We start from the raw sequence: 18,737 nt of genomic DNA, 5'->3' as shown, positions 1-18,737 counted from the left end.
GATTATCTTGCAAATGAGGGGGGTTGCGCCAGCAAACTCTGCCATTGCGCGGTAAATCAGCGCCGAGCCTGCCTTCGGGCCCGCACTGCCCCTATAATCGGGGCACTTTGTTTGTGGAGCCTGTTATGCCGAATCTCCGTCTTGCCGACCTCACCGCCGAAATCGAAGCCAACGTGCGCCGCGCACTGCTGGAAGACATCGGCAGCGGCGACATCACCGCGCAATTGATCCCGGCCGAACGGCTGGCCACGGCAGCCATCATCACCCGCGACAGTGCGGTTATCGCCGGCACTGCCTGGGTGGACGCGGTCTTCCGTCAACTGGACCCACGGGTCGCCGTGCACTGGCAGGTGGCCGACGGTGAGCGTGTCAGCCCCAACCAGGTGCTGTTTCACCTCGAAGGCCCGGCGCGTTCGCTGCTCAGCGGCGAACGCTGCGCGCTGAATTTTCTGCAATTGCTGTCAGGCGTTGCCACGCGCGCGCAGTACCTGGCGGATTTTGTCGCGAGTACCCAAGTCAAGTTGCTGGACACGCGCAAAACCCTGCCGGGCCTGCGTCTGGCGCAGAAGTACGCGGTAACCTGCGGCGGCTGCCACAACCACCGCATTGGTTTGTATGACGCGTTCCTGATCAAGGAAAACCATATCGCGGCCTGCGGTGGTATCGCCCAGGCCATCACCGCCGCGCACAAGATTGCGCCGGGCAAACCGGTGGAAATCGAAGTGGAAAGCCTGGATGAACTGCGCGAAGCGCTGGCGGCAGGCGCCGACATCATCATGCTCGATGAGTTGAGCCTGGAGGATATGCGTGAAGCCGTGCGCCTGAACGGCGGCAAGGCCAAGCTGGAAGCCAGCGGCGGGATCAATGAAAGCACCCTGCTGCCCATCGCCGAAACCGGGGTGGACTACATCTCCATCGGTGCGATGACCAAGGATGTGAAGGCGGTGGACCTGTCGATGCGCCTCAGTATCTGAGGCGTTCATGCAGGAGCGAGCGGGCTCGCTCCTGCACGGAGTACGCGTTTAAACGACCAGGTCGTTCATCTCGCAATACTCTTCCCATTCAACACCCAGCACCTCGGCCGCCTCTTTGTGCAAGGCCAGCCGCGCGGCTTCAAACTCTTCCGGCGTCGAGGTGTACTTGAGGGTCAGCTCCCAGGGCTGGTAGCCCTGGCTCTCGGCCTCGTCCTCGAATGCCCACTGGATCTGGTCGCGCTGATCATCGGCGCTCAGGTCCTTGATCTCTTCTTTAAGCTGCGGCGTGGCCTCGAGGTATTTGTCGAGAGCTGCTTGATGCCGAACTTCCTGGGTCATCTCTGTAGTGGTCATGTTGTTCTCTTAGATCAAGGAATGGGGATGCATCTGGGTCATCAAGGTTGCGCAGATACAAAAGAGCGGGCACGAATGCCGACTCGCCTGGCCTTCAGAACCATTCTGGGATCATCTGAAAACGTTGCCTTTGAAACGGTACCTTTGAAACAGCGTTGCCTTTATGCCCGAGACAGGAGTTGAACCTGCGACCTTCGCGTTACGAGTGCGCTGCTCTACCAACTGAGCTACACGGGCGGTGGACTAAAGCTAGCACCGCATCGGGCGTCCGGCAACTTGCGGGCTTCAGCGGGCAATAACCCCCTGGGCCCAGAAGCGGGGTTGCAGATGAGTGTCGGGGGCGGCCAGGTATTGCCGCTGGGCCTGCTCGATATGCGGCACGTCGCGCACCGCGACAAATACCAGCAGACCAACGGCCAATACACTCAGTATTTTCCAGGATTTCCATACCCATGGCAGTGTCGCGCCTGCCGGCGTTCGCCACACGTGCAGCGCCATCAGCCACCCCACCACCAGCGCCAGCCAGACCTGGGAGTTGGGCATCACGATCACTCCATCGACCATCGACTGCACCAACGCCCCGACCAGCGCCGCAAACAGGCATAAACGCAGCAGGTCGGCGCGCGCGCTGGACAGTGCCCGCTCGTGCAGCACCGACAAGGTGGCCCAACCGGCCCGCCAGGCCAAAGCCATCACACACAACGCCGAGGGCAGACCCCATTCGCTGGCCCATTGCAGGATGGACTGGTGAGGGTGGGCAGCAATCGGGTTGGCAATATCGGCAAACTGCATCGGCCCAAACCCCAGCCAGGGTCGCTCGACCAGCATCTGCCAGGCCTGCGACCAGATCGGGCCGCGCCCTGACAGCGAGGTGGTGAGGCGATCACCGGCGCCGTTGGCAACCACGATTCCCAGGTACCCCGCCAACAGCGTAAACACCAGCCAGTACAGCAACACCCCGACCAGTACAGCGGCCAGTTGCCAACCCAACCAACGCCGTCCCCACGGCCCAACTACCGCCAGCACCGCACCCGCCACGCCCAGGCCAAGCCAGGTACCCCGCGTACCGCCGCCGATCGCGATCAACCACCATACGCACAGCAACGCAAATACCGCACCTCGCAGCGCCCGGGAGACATTCGGCAACAACAAAGGCAGCGCCAACAGCGGCAGGGTGAAGGTCTGGAACTGGCCGTAGAAACGCTTGTTGGAAAAGCCGGACAGCAGCAGGTCAGGGTCCAGCGTGCGCTCGCCACTACTGAACGCGAGTGCACCGGCATACAGGTATTGGACCGACTTGATCAGGCATATCGCGACTACCGCCAGGATTAGCACACGATCCACAGGCTCGCCGCCATTACGACGCAGTGAGGCAAGCGCCACGGCGATCGCCGCGCAACTGACAAACAACGCCACTTCCGTAAACGCCCACAACGGTTGGTGCGCCAGCGCCGAAGACACCAGCCCCAGCCCAATGATCAGCGCCAGGCCGAGCGCGGTGGGCCGGTCCACCCAACGCTCTGCCGACGTGACCCAAAGCCCGTACAGCGTCGCGCAAACCCCGATGGCGATCTGCATTGCACGCTGCAGGTCATGCCCACTGAACGGTGCACATATCCCGACGATCAACAAAACCACGGTCACGGCCAGGAAAACGCCACCACGCTGCTGTACGGATAACCCCATCGGCCACCTCTCGTCCATGTGAAGGGTTTAGCAGTTATGCCCCGTCGGCGCCGCAGCCCTTGCCGACATATTTTGCTTCAGCGCTGGTCGTGCACTTCCAGCCGGTGGTGGCGCTGCGCGTCAGGCTGATGGTCTTGCCCTGCACCGGGGCCGGCGCGTCGAGTATTTCGCAATTGATGGAGCCAGCGCCCGTGGCCACGTCGCCAGCCACGTCGATCTTGCAGTTGGCGGTGGGGCTGGTGCCGCCAATCAGCGCCAACGTGGGTACGGTGCCCTCGTTGATGACACTTTCGTACCCGGCCTTCAACGCGGCGATCTCAGCCAGGCCCGCGGTGAACTTGGCCTTGGCCTGGTGCGTGGTATACATCGGCAGGCCGATGGTGGCCAAGATGCCGATGATTGCCACGACGATCAACAGCTCGATCAAGGTAAAACCTTTTTGACGCATCACATTCACTCTCCAGAATAAAACTCATGACAAGGCGCTTCCTGCGCCCCGTGGTGTGCAGCGGCGCAAGTGTACTCAACCGCACGCGCTCAATCGCCTGCAAGACGCACATTCTGACATTTTATCCTTGGCCATCCGCCTGCCCGATTCCGTCACGTGACTAAGCTATAAATCTTCGACGACCTGTGTGCGGAACCGCGACATGAACAACGCTTCGACGCTTTACGCCTGGGAAGGCACCAACCGCAAAGGACGCAAGGTGTCCGGGCAAACCCGTGGGCACAACCCTGCCCTGATCAAGGCCCAGTTGCGCCAGCAAGGCATCAGCCCAGGGCGCGTGCGCAAGCAGTCGCCAATGCTCGCAAGCTTCTCAGTGCCGATAAAAACGTCAGACATCACCTTGTTCACTCGCCAGTTGGCCACCCTGCTGAAAGCCGGGATTGCCCTGCTGCAAGCCTTCGACATCATCAGCGAAGGCGTCGAAAACCGGTCGATGCGCGAGCTGGTGCAGGGGTTGAAACAGCAGATCGCCGCCGGCACCAGCCTCCATGAAGCGCTGCGCAAACAACCGCGTTACTTCGATGATTTGTATTGCCACCTGGTGGCTGCCGGCGAGCAGGCCGGAGCCCTTGAAACCTTGCTGGAACGCGTGGCGCTCCACCGGGAAAAAAGCGCACAGCTCAAAGCCAGAATCAAAAAAGCCATGACCTACCCGGTCGCGGTGCTGGTGGTCGCCTGCCTGGTCACCGGCGTATTGCTGGTGCATGTGGTGCCGCAATTCCAGGCACTGTTCGCCAGCGTCGATGGCAAGCTGCCCGGTTTGACCTTGCAGGTCATCGCCCTTTCCGAGTTCATGCAGCAAGCCTGGTGGGGGCTGGCGTTGGGCATGGGCGCAGGGGCGATTGGGCTGCGTCACGCTTACCGAAACTCAACCGGTTTTCATCATTGGCTGGACGCCGGTTTGTTGAAAATGCCCCTGGCAGGCAAACTGCTGCACAAATCGGCCGTCGCCCGCTACGCCCGCACGCTGTCCACCACCTTTGCCGCCGGCGTTCCGCTGGTGCAGGCGCTGGGCTCCGCGGCCGGGGCCGTGGGTTCAGGGCCGTTCAAACAGGCGATCGAGCATATGCGACACGATGTATCTACCGGCATGCAGTTGAATCAATCCATGGCCGCCAGCGGCCTGTTTCCCGGCATGGCGATCCAGATGACCGCCATCGGCGAAGAGTCGGGCACCCTGGATCGCATGCTGGAAAAAGTCGCCAGCCACTATGAAGCCGATGTGGATGACCAGGTCGATAACCTTACAAGCCTGATGGAGCCGCTGCTCATGGTGGTGCTGGGGGGGATTGTCGGGACGCTGGTCATCGCCATGTACCTGCCAGTGTTCCAGCTGGGGAGTGCATTTTGAGCCTGCTGTTGCTTGAGTATCCATGGGCCTTTGTGGCGATGGCGCTGGTGCTGGGCTTGATCGTCGGCAGTTTTCTCAACGTGCTGGTGTGGCGCCTGCCGAAAATGCTCGAACGCGAATGGCGTGCCCAGGCCCATGAAGTCCTTGGCTTGCCTGCCGAGCCCGCCGGGCCGACCTACAACCTCATTCACCCCAATTCCTGCTGCCCGCATTGCGATCATGCGATCCGCCCGTGGGAAAATATCCCGCTGCTCAGCTATCTGTTCCTCAAGGGCCGCTGCGCCCATTGCCAGGGTTCGATCAGCGCCCGCTATCCGCTGACCGAGCTGGCCTGCGCGCTGATGACCGCCGTGGTGGCCTGGCATTTCGGCTTCGGCTGGCAGGCGGCAGCGGTGATGGTCTTGAGCTGGGGCTTGTTGGCGATGAGCCTGATCGACGTGGACCACCAACTGCTGCCGGATGTGCTGGTGCTGCCGTTGCTGTGGCTGGGGCTGATCGTCAACGGCTTCAGCCTGTTCACGCCGCTGGCCGATGCCCTGTGGGGCGCCGTATTGGGATACATGAGCCTGTGGACGGTGTTCTGGCTGTTCAAGCTGGTCACCGGCAAGGACGGCATGGGCCACGGCGACTTCAAGTTGCTGGCGCTGCTCGGTGCCTGGGGCGGCTGGCAGATTCTGCCGATGACGCTATTGATGTCGTCCCTGGTGGGGGTGTTTATCGGGTTGATTCTGTTGCGCCTGCGCAAGGCGCAAGCCTCGAGCCCCATGCCATTTGGTCCGTATCTGGCGATTGCCGGCTGGATTGCATTGCTCTGGGGTGGTCAAATAACCGACTTCTATTTGCAATCTGTCGGTTTCAGATGACCACTTGTGTTGCAACACCCTGGATTCTCGGCCTCACCGGCGGCATCGGCAGCGGCAAGAGCGCGGCGGCCCAGCACTTTATCGACCTGGGTATCGACCTGGTGGACGCCGACCACGCCGCGCGCTGGGTGGTCGAACCTGGCCGGCCGGCACTGGCACGCATCGCCGAGCACTTTGGTGCCGGCGTTTTGCAGCCTGACGGCCAGTTGGACCGCGCCGCCCTGCGCAAGCTGATCTTTGAACTACCCGAAGAACGGCGCTGGCTGGAAGCCTTGCTGCACCCGTTGATTGGCGAGGAGATTCGCAGCCATTTGGCGCGCGCCCGGTCGCCTTACGCGATCCTCGTGTCACCGTTGCTGATTGAATCCGGGCAGTACAGCATGGCCCAGCGCATCCTGGTGATCGACGTGCCGCAATCGCTGCAGATTCAGCGTACCCTGCAGCGCGACGGCATCAGCGAGCAACAGGTGCAGGCGATCCTCAAGGCCCAGTCCAGCCGTGAAGAGCGCCTGAACCATGCCGATGACGTGCTGGTCAATGACCAGGACCTCGCCTGGCTGCACAGCGAGGTCGAGCGACTGCACCACTTTTACCTTACTTTGCATGGAGGCCGATCATGAGCCAACCCTTGACCGTCGACTGCCCAACCTGCGGTGCACCCGTGGAATGGAAAGCGACCAACCTCAACCGGCCGTTCTGCTCGGACCGCTGCAAACTCATCGACCTGGGGGCCTGGGCCGCTGAGGAACACAAGATTCCGGTAGCCCCGGACGCCGAAGACGAGCTGTTTTCCGAAGACCTGCCGCCGCGCCATTAAGGCCGCATAAAGGCGTATTCCTGCTGGTCGTCGAGGTTTTCTGCGAGGTATTGCAGCTCGTCGGCCAGGTCTTCGAAACTGCGCACGCCCTTGCTCTGTTGCACCACCGCGCTGAGCATCGCGCGCAGGGTCAGGCCCGGGTCAAAGCCGATTTCCTGTGCCGCGTCCTGGCTTCTGCGCAACTCCTGCCGTGCCCACTCGTACACACTCATGATCCGTGCTCCTGAAAAATTCTGCAGAGCATGAGCCTGCCGAGTCGCGCAGGATTTGACCTGGATCAACGCTGCGAATCGTCATCCTTCCAGGGAGCCGAGAGGTAGCGTGTGCGGTTGAAGGTCTCCAGCCACTCCGGGCAAAACACCACCAGGGCGCTGATAACCATGCCGTTGATAAAGGCCTCGGGGAAGATGATCAGCCACAGGTAGCCGACAAAGTCCTCCAGCCATTCGGGCATGGCAAAACGACCGTCAAACCACAGCAAACCCAACCCCAGCAGCAGGCAGAGCAAGGCCGACAGCGCGGCGGCAAAAAAACCGGAACAGAAGATGTACACAAACGGATTGCGCGGTTGCGCACGCTCTACCAGCAGCGCACAGCCCTCGGTGACCAGCACCGGCAGCACCACCAGCAACAGGCCGTTGACGCCCAGGGCGGCCAGGTCCTGACGCCCCAGCAGCATCAACCCAAGCTGGGCAGCAAAGCCACCGACGATTGCCAGCGGCCAGTCCAGCAGCAGGGTCACGGCGGTCATGCCGATAAAGTGGTAGGAGACGCCTGTTTCGAAATCCCGCCGTACCAGCCACAGAATGAACAGCGCGAACACCGTACCGAACAGCAAATGCTGACGCCGCCGGTCGGCAAACAACTCGACCCACGGCGAACGCAGGATCGCCCACACCAGCACCGGCGCATACAGCAACCAGCCGACGCCGAGCGTGGCTGGCGCCAGCACGGCGGCGCTGATCACGTGGGTTGCTCCACTGCAAAAAATGCCACGTCACACCCCTGACACTGGTTTTCAAGTCGAGTGGCCAGTCTACACCGGCGTTTCAAAGCAAGACTTCCTGCAGTCATCATTTGAACGCTAAGCTGCAAATATGGATGACTCAGATTACCTGCGCCTGCTCACCGTCGCGGCCGAACAAGCCAACGCGTTCCTGTCCAATGCCCGCAAATGGGAGCGTGAGCGTTGGGTCTGCCAGCGCCTGCTGCAAGGCTTGAATGTGCCCTATCGTGCCGAAGAGTTTCACGCCGCCGGGCAAGAGCCGCCGGACGTGCTGTTTCGCGACGCCAGTTTCGAGGTGTTTTTCGTACTGGATGAAGGGCGGCGCCTGAACGACGAATGGCGCGACGAATTGCTGCGCCGCCGCAGTGCATTCTCCCTGAGCCAGCTGGTGCGGCGCGAAGCCAAGCCTCGGCGCATCCCCGCCCATGAGTTTCTGTTGCGCCTGGCGCCGACGCTGCGCAAGAAAGCGCACAACTATAAAGAGCGCGGTATGGACCTGGGCGAGTTGGATATTGTCGCCTTTACCAGCCTCAAGCGCGAAGTGCTCGACCTCAACAGCCACTTTCCACCGCCCACCGAATACCTGCGCCAGGGCTGGCGCTCGCTGTCACTGGTGGGGCCGACCTTTGCGCGAGTGTTGTTCGCGCACCCGGATGCGCCGGATTTCTTGCGCAACAACCTGGGCCGCAGCATAGTGTTCGACGTGGGCATCAGCCTCTGACCCCTCCCGGACTGTAACGTGGCGCCCTTTTGCAACGTCTACCTGACGAGGCCTTATATGACCAGCCGCCTGAACCCCGATGACCAACAGCATGTCGAAGAGTACCTGCAACTCTCCCAGAACCAAGTCGAGCGCAAGCCTTTCCGGCCGTGGCTGCTCCTTGGTGTGGTGCTGGTAGTGGTGATCGGGCTCGGTTTGCTGAGCCGCCTTTTGAGTTACCTGACGCTATGAGCTGCCTGGCGCTCGCGGGGGTAACTGCTCCGATTTCTTTTAGCCTTGCGAGATATCCCCATGACCCATCGTATTATTATCGTCGGCGGCGGCGCCGGCGGCCTGGAGTTGGCTACCCGCCTGGGTAAGACTCTGGGCAAGCGCGGCACCGCCAGCATCACGCTGGTGGACGCCAACCTGACCCATATCTGGAAGCCCTTGCTGCACGAAGTAGCCGCCGGCTCGCTGAACTCTTCGGAAGACGAACTCAATTACGTCGCCCAGGCCAAATGGAACCACTTCGAGTTCCAACTAGGGCGTATGAGCGGGCTCGACCGTGAACAGAAGAAAATCCAGCTGGCCGCCACCCTCGATGAGGAGGGTCGTGAACTGGTGCCCGCGCGCGTGCTGGGCTACGACAGCCTGGTGATCGCAGTGGGCAGCACCACCAACGATTTCGGCACCGAGGGCGCGGCGCAACACTGCCTGTTCCTCGATACCCGCAAGCAGGCCGAGCGTTTCCACCAGCAGTTGCTCAACCACTATTTGCGCGCCCATGCCGGGCAGACCGATACCATTGAGCAAATCAGCGTTGCCATCGTCGGCGCTGGTGCCACCGGCGTCGAGCTGGCCGCCGAGCTGCATAACGCCGCCCATGAGCTGGCGGCGTATGGCCTGGATCGCATCAAGCCGGAAAACATGCACATCACCCTGATCGAAGCCGGCCCACGGGTATTGCCGGCCCTGCCCGAGCGCATCGGCAGGCCTGTGCATAAAACCCTGGAGAAACTCGGGGTGACCGTGTTGACCAACTCTGCAGTCAGCGAAGTGACGGCCGACGCCTTGATCACCAGCAGTGGCCAGGTCATTCCAGCGAGCCTCAAAGTGTGGGCCGCCGGGATTCGTGCGCCGGGCTTCCTCAAGGACATCGATGGCCTGGAGACCAACCGCATCAACCAATTGCAGGTGTTGCCGACGCTGCAAACTACCCGCGACGAAAATATCTTTGCCTTTGGTGACTGCGCCGCCTGCCCGCAACCGGGCACCGACCGTAATGTACCGCCGCGTGCCCAGGCGGCTCACCAGCAAGCCTCGTTGCTCGCCAAGTCGCTGAAGCTGCGTATCGAAGGCAAGGACCTGCCGTCCTACAAGTACACCGACTACGGCTCGCTGATTTCGCTGTCGCGCTTTTCGGCGGTGGGTAACTTGATGGGTAACCTGACCGGCAGCGTAATGCTCGAGGGCTGGTTGGCGCGGATGTTTTATGTGTCGTTGTACCGCATGCACCAGATGGCGCTGTATGGTTTTTTCCGCACGGCGATGTTGATGCTGGGGAGCAAGATTGGTCGAGGCACTGAGCCGCGCTTGAAACTGCACTAACAACACTGTCCCAGGTGGGGCTTGGTCAATGTGGGAGGGGGCTTGCCCCCTCCCACATTTGATCTTCACTGCCCGTGCGTTTCGCGCAGGCAAAAAAAATCCCCGTATCTTTCGATACGAGGATTTTTAATATGGTCGGGGTAAGGGGATTCGAACTCCTGACATCCTGCTCCCAAAGCAGGCGCGCTACCGGACTGCGCTATACCCCGGTAAAAAAAAGGCGACCTTTCAGTCGCCTTCTTCGATCAGCGCTTTTGGCCTCTGATCTTAAGATTCGATTCCAGCGCTAACTGGTCTCAAAAATGGTGGGTCGTGTGGGATTCGAACCTACGACCAATTGGTTAAAAGCCAACTGCTCTACCAACTGAGCTAACGACCCAAATATGGTCGGGGTAAGGGGATTCGAACTCCTGACATCCTGCTCCCAAAGCAGGCGCGCTACCGGACTGCGCTATACCCCGGTTTGAAATTGGCTCCGTGACCAGGACTCGAACCTGGGACCCAATGATTAACAGTCATTTGCTCTACCGACTGAGCTATCACGGAACTACATATTTCAAAGTACTACGTTACTGCTTACTGCCTTCTCTTCAGCGCTTCCGTATCGCTACGTTAGTGCCTCTGAGGCGCGCTATTCTACAATCTTAAAAACCCCTGTCAACCCTTTAAATTGCTTTTAAGACAATGATTTGCGCTTCTTTCTGATTTCTTCTTGGGGAGAAGAAACCCTTGGGCTGACGTTGCTGCGGGGCGCACTTTACAAGCCTTTGCCTTACAGTTCAACGCCCTATCGAAAAAAAAGGCCCCGCAATGCGGGGCCTTCTCTTATTGCGCTACAGCCTGGGCTCAGTGGAAGACGATTTCGTCGTTTTCCACAGTCGCTGCAACGCTGGTGCCCGGCATAAAGCTGCCCGACAGGATCAGCTGGGCCAGCGGGTTCTCGATCCAGCGCTGGATCGCACGTTTCAAAGGCCGTGCGCCATACACCGGGTCGTAACCCACCGCGATCAGCTTGTCCAACGCCTCGCGGCTCAGGTCCAGCGACAGCTCGCGCTCGGCGAGACGACTACGCAGGCGGCCCAACTGGATCTCGGTAATGCCCGCGATCTGATCCCGCGCCAAAGGCTCGAAGATCACCACTTCATCGACCCGGTTGATAAATTCCGGGCGGAAGTGCGAGGTCAACGCATCCATCACCGCAGCGCGCTGCGCCTCACGATCACCTACCAGCTCCTGGATCTGCGCCGATCCCAGGTTGGAGGTCATTACGATGACCGTGTTGCGGAAGTCGACAGTACGCCCGTGGCTGTCGGTCAGGCGGCCGTCTTCCAGCACTTGCAACAGGATGTTGAACACATCCGGGTGCGCCTTCTCGACCTCATCCAGCAGGATCACCGAGTAAGGCTTGCGCCGCACGGCTTCGGTCAGGTAGCCCCCCTCTTCGTAACCCACATAGCCTGGTGGGGCGCCGATCAGGCGCGCCACCGAGTGTTTCTCCATGAACTCGGACATGTCGATCCGCACCATCGCCTCTTCGGTATCAAAGAGGAACTCGGCCAAGGCCTTGCACAGCTCGGTCTTACCCACGCCGGTCGGGCCGAGGAACATGAACGAGCCGCTCGGGCGGTTCGGGTCGGACAACCCGGCCCGCGAACGCCGCACCGCATTGGACACCGCCACCACGGCCTCTTCCTGGCCAATCACGCGCTGGTGCAACAGATGTTCCATTTTCAGCAGCTTGTCGCGTTCGCCTTCAAGCATCTTCGACACAGGAATGCCGGTCCACTTGGAGACGACTTCGGCGATTTCTTCCTCGGTCACCTTGCTGCGCAGCAACTGGTTCTCAGGCTTGCCGTGCTGGTCGACCATCTGCAGGCTGCGCTCCAGGTCGGGAATCACCCCGTACTGCAACTCCGCCATGCGGTTCAGGTCGCCTTTACGGCGCGCGGCTTCCAACTCCTGACGGGACTGCTCGATCTTTTGCTGGATCTGCGCCGAACCCTGTACTTCGGCTTTTTCCGAGGTCCAGATTTCTTCGAGGTCCGAATACTCACGTTCCAGGCGGACGATTTCTTCCTGAAGTTTTTCCAGGCGTTTCTTCGCGGCCTCGTCTTCTTCTTTCTTCAGCGCCTGGGATTCGACCTTCAGTTGAATCAGGCGTCGGTCCAGACGGTCGAGCACTTCCGGTTTGGAGTCGATCTCCATGCGAATGCGGCTGGCCGCTTCGTCGATCAAGTCGATGGCCTTGTCCGGCAACTGACGGTCGGTGATGTAGCGATGGCTCAATTTGGCCGCCGCGATGATCGCGCCGTCAGTGATGGCCACCTTGTGGTGGACCTCATAGCGTTCTTTCAGGCCACGCAGAATCGCGATGGTGTCTTCTTCGCTTGGTTCTTCCACCAGCACTTTCTGGAAACGCCGCTCAAGGGCCGCATCCTTCTCGATGTACTGGCGATACTCGTTGAGCGTCGTGGCACCGACGCAGTGCAATTCGCCCCGCGCCAATGCCGGCTTGAGCATATTGCCGGCGTCCATGGAGCCTTCGCCTTTACCGGCGCCGACCATGGTGTGCAGTTCGTCGATGAACAGAATGATCTGCCCTTCCTGCTTCGACAGCTCATTAAGCAGGGATTTCAGGCGCTCTTCGAACTCGCCACGGAACTTGGCGCCGGCGATCAGCGAGCCCATGTCCAGAGACAACAGGCGTTTGCCTTTAAGGCCGTCCGGCACTTCACCATTAATGATGCGTTGGGCCAGGCCCTCGGCAATCGCGGTTTTACCCACGCCAGGCTCACCGATCAGCACCGGGTTGTTCTTGGTGCGGCGTTGCAGCACCTGGATGGTGCGACGGATTTCATCGTCACGGCCGATCACCGGGTCAAGCTTGCCTTCTTCGGCGCGCTTGGTCAGGTCGACGGTGTATTTGTCCAGGGCCTGGCGCGACTCCTCATGGTTGGGGTCATTCACCGCATCGCCACCACGCAGGTTGTTGATGGCGTTTTCCAGGGCTTTCTTGCTCACGCCCTGGCCCAACAACAACTTGCCGAGCTTGCTGTTCTCGTCCATGGCAGCGAGCAGCACCAGTTCGCTGGAGATGAACTGGTCGCCCTTCTGCTGGGCCAGGCGGTCAGCCTGGTTGAGCAGACGCGCAAGATCCTGCGACATATTCACGTCGCCGGTCGGGTTCTGGATTTTCGGCAGTTGGTCGAGCTCTTTGCTCAACTCCTTGCGCAGGCTGTTGACGTCAAAGCCCACCTGCATCAGCAAGGGCTTGATAGAGCCACCTTGCTGTTCCAGGAGCGCCTGCATCAAGTGCGCAGGCTCAATAGCCGGGTGGTCGAGGCCCACCGCCAGGGATTGGGAGTCAGATAGAGCCAACTGCAATTTGCTGGTTAAACGATCAATACGCATTAGTCACCTTCCTTTTGAGCAGGCCGGAGCTATAAAACATTCCTGAATGAAGAAACCTGCCAGATACCCCTATAGATGTGGTCGATTCTGGGAGATTCAAGCTACGGATAGTTGACGCAGGTCAGGAGAGTCTAGCGTTCAAGCCAGATAAGGGAGGCAAATCGACCGGTACGCGGGCTGCGCCGGTAAGAAAAGAAGCGCGGGTCGGTGACGGTGCACAAACCGCCACCATACACCGCGGTGACGCCGCGCGCGGCAAGGCGCAGGCGGGCCAGCTTATAGATGTCGGCCATGAACTTGCCGGGGTTACGGCTTGGTAAGAAGGCTTCGGCGCTGGCCGGCAATTGCTGCATAAAGGCTTCACGCACTTCCGGGCCGACTTCAAAGGCATGCGGGCCAATGGCCGGACCGAGCCAGACCAGCACATCAGCGGGTTCGGCCTCCAGGCTTTCGAAGGCCGCTTCGAGCACGCCCGCCGCCAGGCCACGCCAACCGGCATGGGCCGCAGCCACGCGAGTGCCGACGCGGTTGCAGAACAATGCGGGCAAGCAATCGGCGGTCATGGCCGTGCAAGCGACGCCTGGGGTGCCGGACCAGCTGGCATCGGCTTCGGCAATGCGTGACGGGTCCGCCTCGACCACGGCGATTCCGTGGACTTGGCGCAACCAGGCAGGCTGAATATTGAACGCGTCGGTTAGACGCCGGCGATTTTCGAGGACGGCCTCGAGGCTGTCATCGACATGATCGCCCAGGTTGAGGCTGTCGAACGGCGCCAGACTGACGCCGCCCGCACGGGTGGTGACGCAGGCCTTGACCTGAGCCGGCGCGGGCCAGTCAGGAATCAGCCAGTCACTCATCCGATAAACGCCTCGCGATCCTGCTTGAGCAACGACAACAACCAGACCAGATCGTCCGGCAGAGGCGATTCCCAGCTCATCCGCTTACCGCTCGTCGGATGATCCAGCTCCAGGAAGCGTGCATGCAGTGCCTGGCGCGGGAAGGATTTCAGCGATTCAACCATGGTCTGGCTCGCCGCAGGCGGAATGCGGAAGCGACCACCGTAGGCCGGATCGCCGACCAACGGGAAGTTGATGTGGGCCATGTGCACCCGAATCTGGTGGGTACGACCGGTTTCAAGCTTGACCCGCACGTGAGTGTGGGAACGGAAACGCTCCAGCACACGGTAGTGGCTGACGGCCTGCTTGCCGCCTTCCATCACCGCCATACGCTGGCGCTGCTGGCCGTGGCGACCAATAGGTGCGTTGATCTTGCCACCCGCCACCACCACGCCGATCACGATGCACTCGTAGATCCGGCTGACGCTGCGACTCTGCAATTGTGTGACCAACTGCGTCTGCGCTTGAATGGTCTTGGCCACTACCATAAGGCCGGTGGTGTCCTTGTCCAGGCGGTGCACGATGCCGCAGCGCGGGACATTGATGATGTCCGGCACGTGGTGCAACAAGGCATTGAGCAAGGTGCCATCAGCGTGCCCGGCCGCCGGGTGAACCACCAGGCCTGCGGGTTTGTTGATGACCAGGATGTCATCGTCCTCGTAGACGATATCCAGCTCAATGTCCTGGGCGACCCATTCTCCCTGGGCTTCCTGCTCGGCAGTCAGCTCAAGAATCGCACCGCCATGCACTATGTCTCGCGGGCGGATAACCGCTCCATCCACAGTCAGGCGGCCGTCTTTGATCCAGGCGGAAAGGCGCGAGCGCGAGTGCTCAGCGAATAATTGTGCGGCGACTTGATCGAGGCGTTGGCCGCCCAATTCGGACGGCACCTCTGCGCGAAGTTCAATTTTATCGGACATGCTCAGACTAGGCGTGGCACAGCCTTTGGTTTCGGCTGCGCGCTTGTGGTTAAATACGGCGTCTTTTGCCCCGAGGCTTTCAACGGGGCGCTCATCATAACAGGACGGCCCCGCCCAAGACAGCGGCCGTCATAGGGACGCAAGCCGCCATGCAAGTGAAACACCTGCTGCTGATCGCCATCCTCGCCATGACTGCTGCTTGCTCGTCAACAAAGGAAGTCGTCGACGAAAACCTGAGCGAAGTCGAGTTGTACCAACTGGCTCAGAAAGACTTGGACAATAATAGCTACACCAGCGCCACAGCCAAGCTGAAGGCACTGGAGTCGCGTTACCCGTTCGGGCGCTACGCCGACCAGGCCCAGCTCGAGCTGATCTACGCCAACTACAAGAACGCCGAGCCGGAAGCTGCCAAGTCCGCCGCCGAGCGTTTCATCCGCCTGCACCCGCAGCACCCGAACGTCGACTACGCCTACTACATGAAGGGCCTGACCTCGTTCGACCAGGATGTTGGCCTGCTGGCGCGCTTCCTGCCGCTGGACATGACCAAGCGTGACCCGGGCGCTGCCCGCGACTCCTACAACGAGTTCGCCCAGCTGACCAGCCGCTACCCGAACAGCCGCTACGCGCCGGACGCCAAGCAGCGCATGATCTACCTGCGCAACCTGCTGGCCTCCTACGAGATCCACGTGGCCCACTACTACCTGACCCGTCAGGCTTATGTAGCCGCCGCCAACCGTGGCCGTTACGTGGTGGAAAACTTCCAGGAAACCCCCTCCGTGGGTGACGGCCTGGCCGTGATGACCGAGGCTTACCAGCGTCTGCACCTGGACGAACTCGCCAGCACCAGCCTGGAAACCCTGAAGCTCAACTACCCGGATCACCCGAGCCTGAAGGACGGCCAGTTCGTGCCGCAGGTTGCCGAGGCGGATAACCGTTCGTGGCTGAGCAAGTACACCCTGGGCCTGATCGAATCCCGTCCACCGCTGCCGCCAGGCGAAACCCGCGCCAACCAGGACGTGATCAAGCAGTACCAGGACGCCAAGGAAGCGATTCCTTCGGAGCTCAAGCCTCACGACGAGAACGGCGACGTGATCGAAGAGGAAGAACCGCAGGCCCTGGGCAACAACCAGGACCGTTCGTGGTTCAGCTACATGACCTTCGGTGTGTTCGACTGATCTGTCGACGCAACGTAAAAAGGGAGCCCCTAGGGGCTCCCTTTTTTGTGGGCCAGCATTATTGCTCTGTGCGCCTGCCACGTCCTTGGCTAAACTGGCGCATTCCTTGTCGAGAAACTACCCATCATGGTTCGTCTACTGTTCTGGATTGCCGTCATTGCTGCCGCGGTATGGTTCTGGCGCAAATTCAAAAGCCCGGCCGCCAAGCAACAGCGTTCCAGCGAGCCCGGCGCGGCTCTGATGGTGCGCTGCGCCCACTGCGGCGTGCACCTGCCGCAGAATCACGCACTCAGCTCACGCCAGGAGTGGTATTGCACCCAGGCGCATCTGGAACAAGGGCCGAAGTCTATCCAGCGCTGAGCCGACCAGCGGGGGCATACGGCGCCGGGTCGATGATCGGCGCGCGCTCCAGCAACAAGTCGACAAACAACTGGCAGGATGCCGGAGCCAGTACCAGGCCGTTGCGGTAATGCCCGCAGTTGAGCCATAAACCTTTGAAGCCGGGCACCCGGCCGATGTAGGGAATGCCTTCGGGTGAGCCGGGGCGCAAGCCGGCCCAGTGCCCCACCACTTCCGCGCATGCCAATGCGGGAATCAGCTCGACTGCCGAGGCCTTGAGGCTTTCCAGCGCGGTTTCAGTGGGGGTCTTGTCGAAGCCTTCATGCTCCAGGGTACTGCCGATCAGGATGTGGCCATCACGCCGAGGAATCGCATAACGCCCCTTGGCCAGGACCATGCTCGACAGGAAGTCCGACGCGCACTTGTACAGAATCATCTGCCCCTTGACCGGCTCCACCGGCAACCCCAGGCCCAGCGTGCCGAGCAGCTCACCACTCCACGCGCCGGCTGCCAGTACCACCTGATCGCCGAAAATCGGACCATCCGCCGTTTCCACACCCACTACGCTGGCGCCATCGCGCACAAACCCGGCGACCTCGCATTGTTCGTGAATCGTCACACCGGGCAGCGCCAACAGTGCCGCCTTTAGGGATTTGACCAGGCGCGGGTTGCGCACATTGGCCACGTCGGCCATGTAGATTGCCTGGGAATACCCGCCGCCCAGCACCGGCACGGCATCGTGGGCGGCGGACACATCGACTTTGCTCAAGGGCCGCCCTTCACGTTGCGCCCAAGCCAGCGCCTCGGCCTCGTCGTCCAGGTCGAGCCAGTACAACCCAGTGGTGTGAACCTCAGGGTCGACGCCCGTGGCAGCGAACAAGCGCGCGGCCAGCTGTGGATAAAAATCCTGGGACCAATGGGCCAGCGCCGTCACCGCCGGGCTGTAGCGCCAAGGATACAGCGGGGAGACAATCCCGCCACCGGCCCAGGAAGACTCCTGCCCGACCCCTGCACGCTCGAGCAGCACCACAGCCTGGCCTTGGGTCGCCAGGTTATACGCCGTCAACAAGCCGATGACTCCGCCACCGACAATCACCACTTGCTGTTGCTTAGCCATCATTAAATCCAGCCAATAAATAGGAACACGCGCGCTTGGCGCCGAAACTTCCAGCATCTGCATCATTGACCCCAGCATGCCGTATGCGGCATGTGCGGCGCAGCGCCGGGGTTGGCCCGCGCACCGCTACTGATCAGGCTGAAGTCGCCGCAAGCGTCGCCGGCCATCATCGAGCCTGCCACTGGCGTGGCCACCAGGCTGAAATCCTGAGGGTTCAATGCAGCGCTGATTCTATAGCGATCGTTGCCCAAGCTGACGCCGCTTGCGTCAATAAAAGTGCCATTCCTCGTATAAAACCGCTCCAGGTGCTGGGCCTGCTCGGTCAATAGCCCGACAATTTCGGCGCGGTACGCCTTTTTCATATGGCCGGTGTAACCCGGGTATGCGATCCCGGCCAGAAACGCGATGATCGCCACAGCGATCAGTAACTCGATCAGGGTAAAGCCCTGGCTGTCCATGCTCATCTTGTTGCTCCTTATTGAAGTTGCCGCCACATCACTCGTCGAAACCGTAAGCCTCCCTCCCCATCCACACGCGCGTACACACTCTCCAGCACGGTGCGCGATTGACCGCTTAACCCAACGGCCGTCACCCGATAAACAGCGGCCGGGGTTTGCGCCGGCAATTGCGCCAGGCCGATCCCAGGCCCCAGGGATTGAACAGCGTAGAGGCCACCTTTCATGGCGACCCAGTTGACCGCCGAACCCGGACTCACGCCGCCAGCCACGCCCCGAAGCGCTTCACCCGGCGGCGCACACGCGACAACCGATCGGCACAACGGTAACGCCGCCGATTCCCGTTGCACCCTAGACTCACCGAGCCTCAAGCCACTTTCGGCACTCTGCAGCGACTGGTTGCGATGCCAGAGGCTGCCGGCCATCTTTTGCTGCGCCACCGCCCCTTGCATCGCCGACAAACCCACCAGTGACAACAGCAGCAGGAACACCAGGCTGATCAGCAGAGCCATGCCCGCCTGCCACCCATACACCCTCTCGGAAAGCACCATGGT

The 18,737-nt window shown here is 61.0% G+C and carries 21 protein-coding genes and 5 tRNA genes; 10 read left to right on the top strand and 16 right to left on the bottom strand.

The annotated features are described in order from the left end of the window. The first annotated feature begins 125 nt into the window (after positions 1–125). Complete coding sequence (gene nadC, locus AC0IYH_RS14660; protein ID WP_116629163.1) at positions 126–974, top strand: carboxylating nicotinate-nucleotide diphosphorylase; 849 nt, start codon at positions 126–128, stop codon at positions 972–974. 48 nt (positions 975–1,022) lie between these two features. Here nadC and AC0IYH_RS14655 read toward each other — a convergent pair whose 3' ends face one another. From AC0IYH_RS14655 to AC0IYH_RS14640, 4 genes are all read right to left on the bottom strand, one after another. Further along, positions 1,023–1,328, bottom strand: coding sequence for a DUF6388 family protein (locus AC0IYH_RS14655; protein WP_122773667.1), 306 nt, complete (start codon positions 1,326–1,328; stop codon positions 1,023–1,025). A gap of 164 nt (positions 1,329–1,492) precedes the next feature. After that, a tRNA-Thr gene (locus tag AC0IYH_RS14650) sits at positions 1,493–1,565 on the bottom strand. 48 nt (positions 1,566–1,613) lie between these two features. Then, positions 1,614–3,014 (bottom strand): O-antigen ligase family protein, encoded by a 1,401-nt coding sequence (locus tag AC0IYH_RS14645; RefSeq protein WP_471834895.1) that lies wholly within the window; start codon positions 3,012–3,014, stop codon positions 1,614–1,616. 34 nt (positions 3,015–3,048) lie between these two features. Next, positions 3,049–3,462 carry a pilin gene (locus tag AC0IYH_RS14640; RefSeq protein ID WP_116629166.1) on the bottom strand — a complete coding sequence of 138 codons (414 nt, stop codon included), beginning with the start codon at positions 3,460–3,462 and terminating at the stop codon, positions 3,049–3,051. A gap of 202 nt (positions 3,463–3,664) precedes the next feature. Between AC0IYH_RS14640 and AC0IYH_RS14635 the strand changes: the two genes are divergently transcribed. Genes AC0IYH_RS14635 through yacG form a run of 4 tightly spaced genes read left to right on the top strand, consistent with a single transcriptional unit; the run spans position 3,665 to position 6,553 of the window. Beyond that, positions 3,665–4,873 (top strand): type II secretion system F family protein, encoded by a 1,209-nt coding sequence (locus AC0IYH_RS14635; protein ID WP_471834894.1) that lies wholly within the window; start codon positions 3,665–3,667, stop codon positions 4,871–4,873. Beyond that, entirely contained in the window at positions 4,870–5,736 is an 867-nt protein-coding gene (locus AC0IYH_RS14630; protein WP_471834892.1) for a prepilin peptidase, read from the top strand. The genes AC0IYH_RS14635 and AC0IYH_RS14630 overlap by 4 nt, the downstream gene beginning before the upstream one ends. Continuing rightward, a complete protein-coding gene (gene coaE / locus AC0IYH_RS14625; protein ID WP_471834890.1) occupies positions 5,733–6,356 on the top strand; it encodes a dephospho-CoA kinase in 624 nt (207 codons plus the stop codon). The genes AC0IYH_RS14630 and coaE overlap by 4 nt, the downstream gene beginning before the upstream one ends. Further along, positions 6,353–6,553 carry a DNA gyrase inhibitor YacG gene (gene yacG / locus AC0IYH_RS14620; RefSeq protein WP_003188437.1) on the top strand — a complete coding sequence of 67 codons (201 nt, stop codon included), beginning with the start codon at positions 6,353–6,355 and terminating at the stop codon, positions 6,551–6,553. The genes coaE and yacG overlap by 4 nt, the downstream gene beginning before the upstream one ends. Here yacG and AC0IYH_RS14615 read toward each other — a convergent pair. Together AC0IYH_RS14615 and AC0IYH_RS14610 are read right to left on the bottom strand one after the other, a co-directional pair. Then, a complete protein-coding gene (locus AC0IYH_RS14615; RefSeq protein ID WP_003171680.1) occupies positions 6,550–6,765 on the bottom strand; it encodes a hypothetical protein in 216 nt (71 codons plus the stop codon). The genes yacG and AC0IYH_RS14615 overlap by 4 nt on opposite strands. A 65-nt stretch (positions 6,766–6,830) precedes the next feature. Then, a complete protein-coding gene (locus AC0IYH_RS14610; RefSeq protein ID WP_471834887.1) occupies positions 6,831–7,520 on the bottom strand; it encodes an energy-coupling factor ABC transporter permease in 690 nt (229 codons plus the stop codon). Between the two features lie 130 nt (positions 7,521–7,650). Between AC0IYH_RS14610 and AC0IYH_RS14605 the strand changes: the two genes are divergently transcribed. The 3 genes from AC0IYH_RS14605 to AC0IYH_RS14595 are packed head-to-tail and all read left to right on the top strand — an operon-like array spanning position 7,651 to position 9,870. Continuing rightward, positions 7,651–8,280, top strand: a complete 630-nt coding sequence (locus AC0IYH_RS14605; RefSeq protein WP_010213242.1) for a DUF1780 domain-containing protein — start codon at positions 7,651–7,653, stop codon at positions 8,278–8,280. 57 nt (positions 8,281–8,337) lie between these two features. Continuing rightward, positions 8,338–8,511, top strand: a complete 174-nt coding sequence (locus AC0IYH_RS14600) for a DUF3094 family protein (RefSeq protein WP_048724181.1) — start codon at positions 8,338–8,340, stop codon at positions 8,509–8,511. Positions 8,512–8,571: 60 nt separating this feature from the next. Beyond that, entirely contained in the window at positions 8,572–9,870 is a 1,299-nt protein-coding gene (locus AC0IYH_RS14595) for an NAD(P)/FAD-dependent oxidoreductase (protein WP_471834885.1), read from the top strand. A gap of 132 nt (positions 9,871–10,002) precedes the next feature. On the opposite strand, the gene AC0IYH_RS14590 is transcribed toward AC0IYH_RS14595, so the two are convergent. The 7 genes from AC0IYH_RS14590 to rluD all read right to left on the bottom strand — a co-directional run bounded on the left by AC0IYH_RS14590 (position 10,003) and on the right by rluD (position 15,097). Continuing rightward, positions 10,003–10,079, bottom strand: a tRNA-Pro gene (locus AC0IYH_RS14590). 94 nt (positions 10,080–10,173) lie between these two features. Next, positions 10,174–10,249, bottom strand: a tRNA-Lys gene (locus AC0IYH_RS14585). Between the two features lie 5 nt (positions 10,250–10,254). Beyond that, a tRNA-Pro gene (locus tag AC0IYH_RS14580) sits at positions 10,255–10,331 on the bottom strand. A gap of 9 nt (positions 10,332–10,340) precedes the next feature. Beyond that, positions 10,341–10,416, bottom strand: a tRNA-Asn gene (locus tag AC0IYH_RS14575). Between the two features lie 300 nt (positions 10,417–10,716). Further along, positions 10,717–13,281 carry an ATP-dependent chaperone ClpB gene (gene clpB, locus AC0IYH_RS14570; protein WP_116629172.1) on the bottom strand — a complete coding sequence of 855 codons (2,565 nt, stop codon included), beginning with the start codon at positions 13,279–13,281 and terminating at the stop codon, positions 10,717–10,719. Between the two features lie 131 nt (positions 13,282–13,412). After that, positions 13,413–14,138, bottom strand: a complete 726-nt coding sequence (pgeF, locus tag AC0IYH_RS14565; RefSeq protein WP_471834883.1) for a peptidoglycan editing factor PgeF — start codon at positions 14,136–14,138, stop codon at positions 13,413–13,415. Further along, entirely contained in the window at positions 14,135–15,097 is a 963-nt protein-coding gene (rluD, locus tag AC0IYH_RS14560; protein ID WP_005784662.1) for a 23S rRNA pseudouridine(1911/1915/1917) synthase RluD, read from the bottom strand. The genes pgeF and rluD overlap by 4 nt, the downstream gene beginning before the upstream one ends. 149 nt (positions 15,098–15,246) lie before the next feature. Between rluD and AC0IYH_RS14555 the strand changes: the two genes are divergently transcribed. Together AC0IYH_RS14555 and AC0IYH_RS14550 are read left to right on the top strand one after the other, a co-directional pair. Beyond that, a complete protein-coding gene (locus AC0IYH_RS14555) occupies positions 15,247–16,272 on the top strand; it encodes an outer membrane protein assembly factor BamD (protein WP_101266402.1) in 1,026 nt (341 codons plus the stop codon). A gap of 126 nt (positions 16,273–16,398) precedes the next feature. Further along, positions 16,399–16,632, top strand: coding sequence for a PP0621 family protein (locus tag AC0IYH_RS14550; RefSeq protein WP_122773660.1), 234 nt, complete (start codon positions 16,399–16,401; stop codon positions 16,630–16,632). On the opposite strand, the gene thiO is transcribed toward AC0IYH_RS14550, so the two are convergent. The 3 genes from thiO to AC0IYH_RS14535 all read right to left on the bottom strand — a co-directional run bounded on the left by thiO (position 16,619) and on the right by AC0IYH_RS14535 (position 18,734). After that, entirely contained in the window at positions 16,619–17,728 is a 1,110-nt protein-coding gene (gene thiO, locus AC0IYH_RS14545; RefSeq protein ID WP_116629175.1) for a glycine oxidase ThiO, read from the bottom strand. The genes AC0IYH_RS14550 and thiO overlap by 14 nt on opposite strands. Positions 17,729–17,790: 62 nt before the next feature. After that, on the bottom strand, positions 17,791–18,192 hold the full coding sequence (locus AC0IYH_RS14540) for a type IV pilin protein (RefSeq protein ID WP_471834882.1): 402 nt from the start codon (positions 18,190–18,192) through the stop codon (positions 17,791–17,793). A gap of 11 nt (positions 18,193–18,203) precedes the next feature. Beyond that, complete coding sequence (locus AC0IYH_RS14535) at positions 18,204–18,734, bottom strand: pilus assembly PilX family protein (RefSeq protein WP_471834880.1); 531 nt, start codon at positions 18,732–18,734, stop codon at positions 18,204–18,206. Between the last annotated feature and the right edge of the window lie 3 nt (positions 18,735–18,737).

The sequence above is a fragment of the Pseudomonas sp. AC463 genome (genome assembly GCF_979253585.1).
This window is presented reverse-complemented; position numbering and strand designations above follow the sequence as displayed.

Coding starts and splice junctions, on each gene's coding strand:
- nadC (WP_116629163.1), top strand. CDS start 126: ATGCCGAATCTCCGTCTTGCCGACCTCACCGCCGAAATCGAAGCCAAC.
- AC0IYH_RS14655 (WP_122773667.1), bottom strand. CDS start 1,328: ATGACCACTACAGAGATGACCCAGGAAGTTCGGCATCAAGCAGCTCTC.
- AC0IYH_RS14645 (WP_471834895.1), bottom strand. CDS start 3,014: ATGGGGTTATCCGTACAGCAGCGTGGTGGCGTTTTCCTGGCCGTGACC.
- AC0IYH_RS14640 (WP_116629166.1), bottom strand. CDS start 3,462: ATGCGTCAAAAAGGTTTTACCTTGATCGAGCTGTTGATCGTCGTGGCA.
- AC0IYH_RS14635 (WP_471834894.1), top strand. CDS start 3,665: ATGAACAACGCTTCGACGCTTTACGCCTGGGAAGGCACCAACCGCAAA.
- coaE (WP_471834890.1), top strand. CDS start 5,733: ATGACCACTTGTGTTGCAACACCCTGGATTCTCGGCCTCACCGGCGGC.
- yacG (WP_003188437.1), top strand. CDS start 6,353: ATGAGCCAACCCTTGACCGTCGACTGCCCAACCTGCGGTGCACCCGTG.
- AC0IYH_RS14615 (WP_003171680.1), bottom strand. CDS start 6,765: ATGAGTGTGTACGAGTGGGCACGGCAGGAGTTGCGCAGAAGCCAGGAC.
- AC0IYH_RS14605 (WP_010213242.1), top strand. CDS start 7,651: ATGGATGACTCAGATTACCTGCGCCTGCTCACCGTCGCGGCCGAACAA.
- AC0IYH_RS14600 (WP_048724181.1), top strand. CDS start 8,338: ATGACCAGCCGCCTGAACCCCGATGACCAACAGCATGTCGAAGAGTAC.
- AC0IYH_RS14595 (WP_471834885.1), top strand. CDS start 8,572: ATGACCCATCGTATTATTATCGTCGGCGGCGGCGCCGGCGGCCTGGAG.
- clpB (WP_116629172.1), bottom strand. CDS start 13,281: ATGCGTATTGATCGTTTAACCAGCAAATTGCAGTTGGCTCTATCTGAC.
- pgeF (WP_471834883.1), bottom strand. CDS start 14,138: ATGAGTGACTGGCTGATTCCTGACTGGCCCGCGCCGGCTCAGGTCAAG.
- rluD (WP_005784662.1), bottom strand. CDS start 15,097: ATGTCCGATAAAATTGAACTTCGCGCAGAGGTGCCGTCCGAATTGGGC.
- AC0IYH_RS14555 (WP_101266402.1), top strand. CDS start 15,247: ATGCAAGTGAAACACCTGCTGCTGATCGCCATCCTCGCCATGACTGCT.
- AC0IYH_RS14550 (WP_122773660.1), top strand. CDS start 16,399: ATGGTTCGTCTACTGTTCTGGATTGCCGTCATTGCTGCCGCGGTATGG.
- thiO (WP_116629175.1), bottom strand. CDS start 17,728: ATGGCTAAGCAACAGCAAGTGGTGATTGTCGGTGGCGGAGTCATCGGC.
- AC0IYH_RS14540 (WP_471834882.1), bottom strand. CDS start 18,192: ATGAGCATGGACAGCCAGGGCTTTACCCTGATCGAGTTACTGATCGCT.
- AC0IYH_RS14535 (WP_471834880.1), bottom strand. CDS start 18,734: ATGGTGCTTTCCGAGAGGGTGTATGGGTGGCAGGCGGGCATGGCTCTG.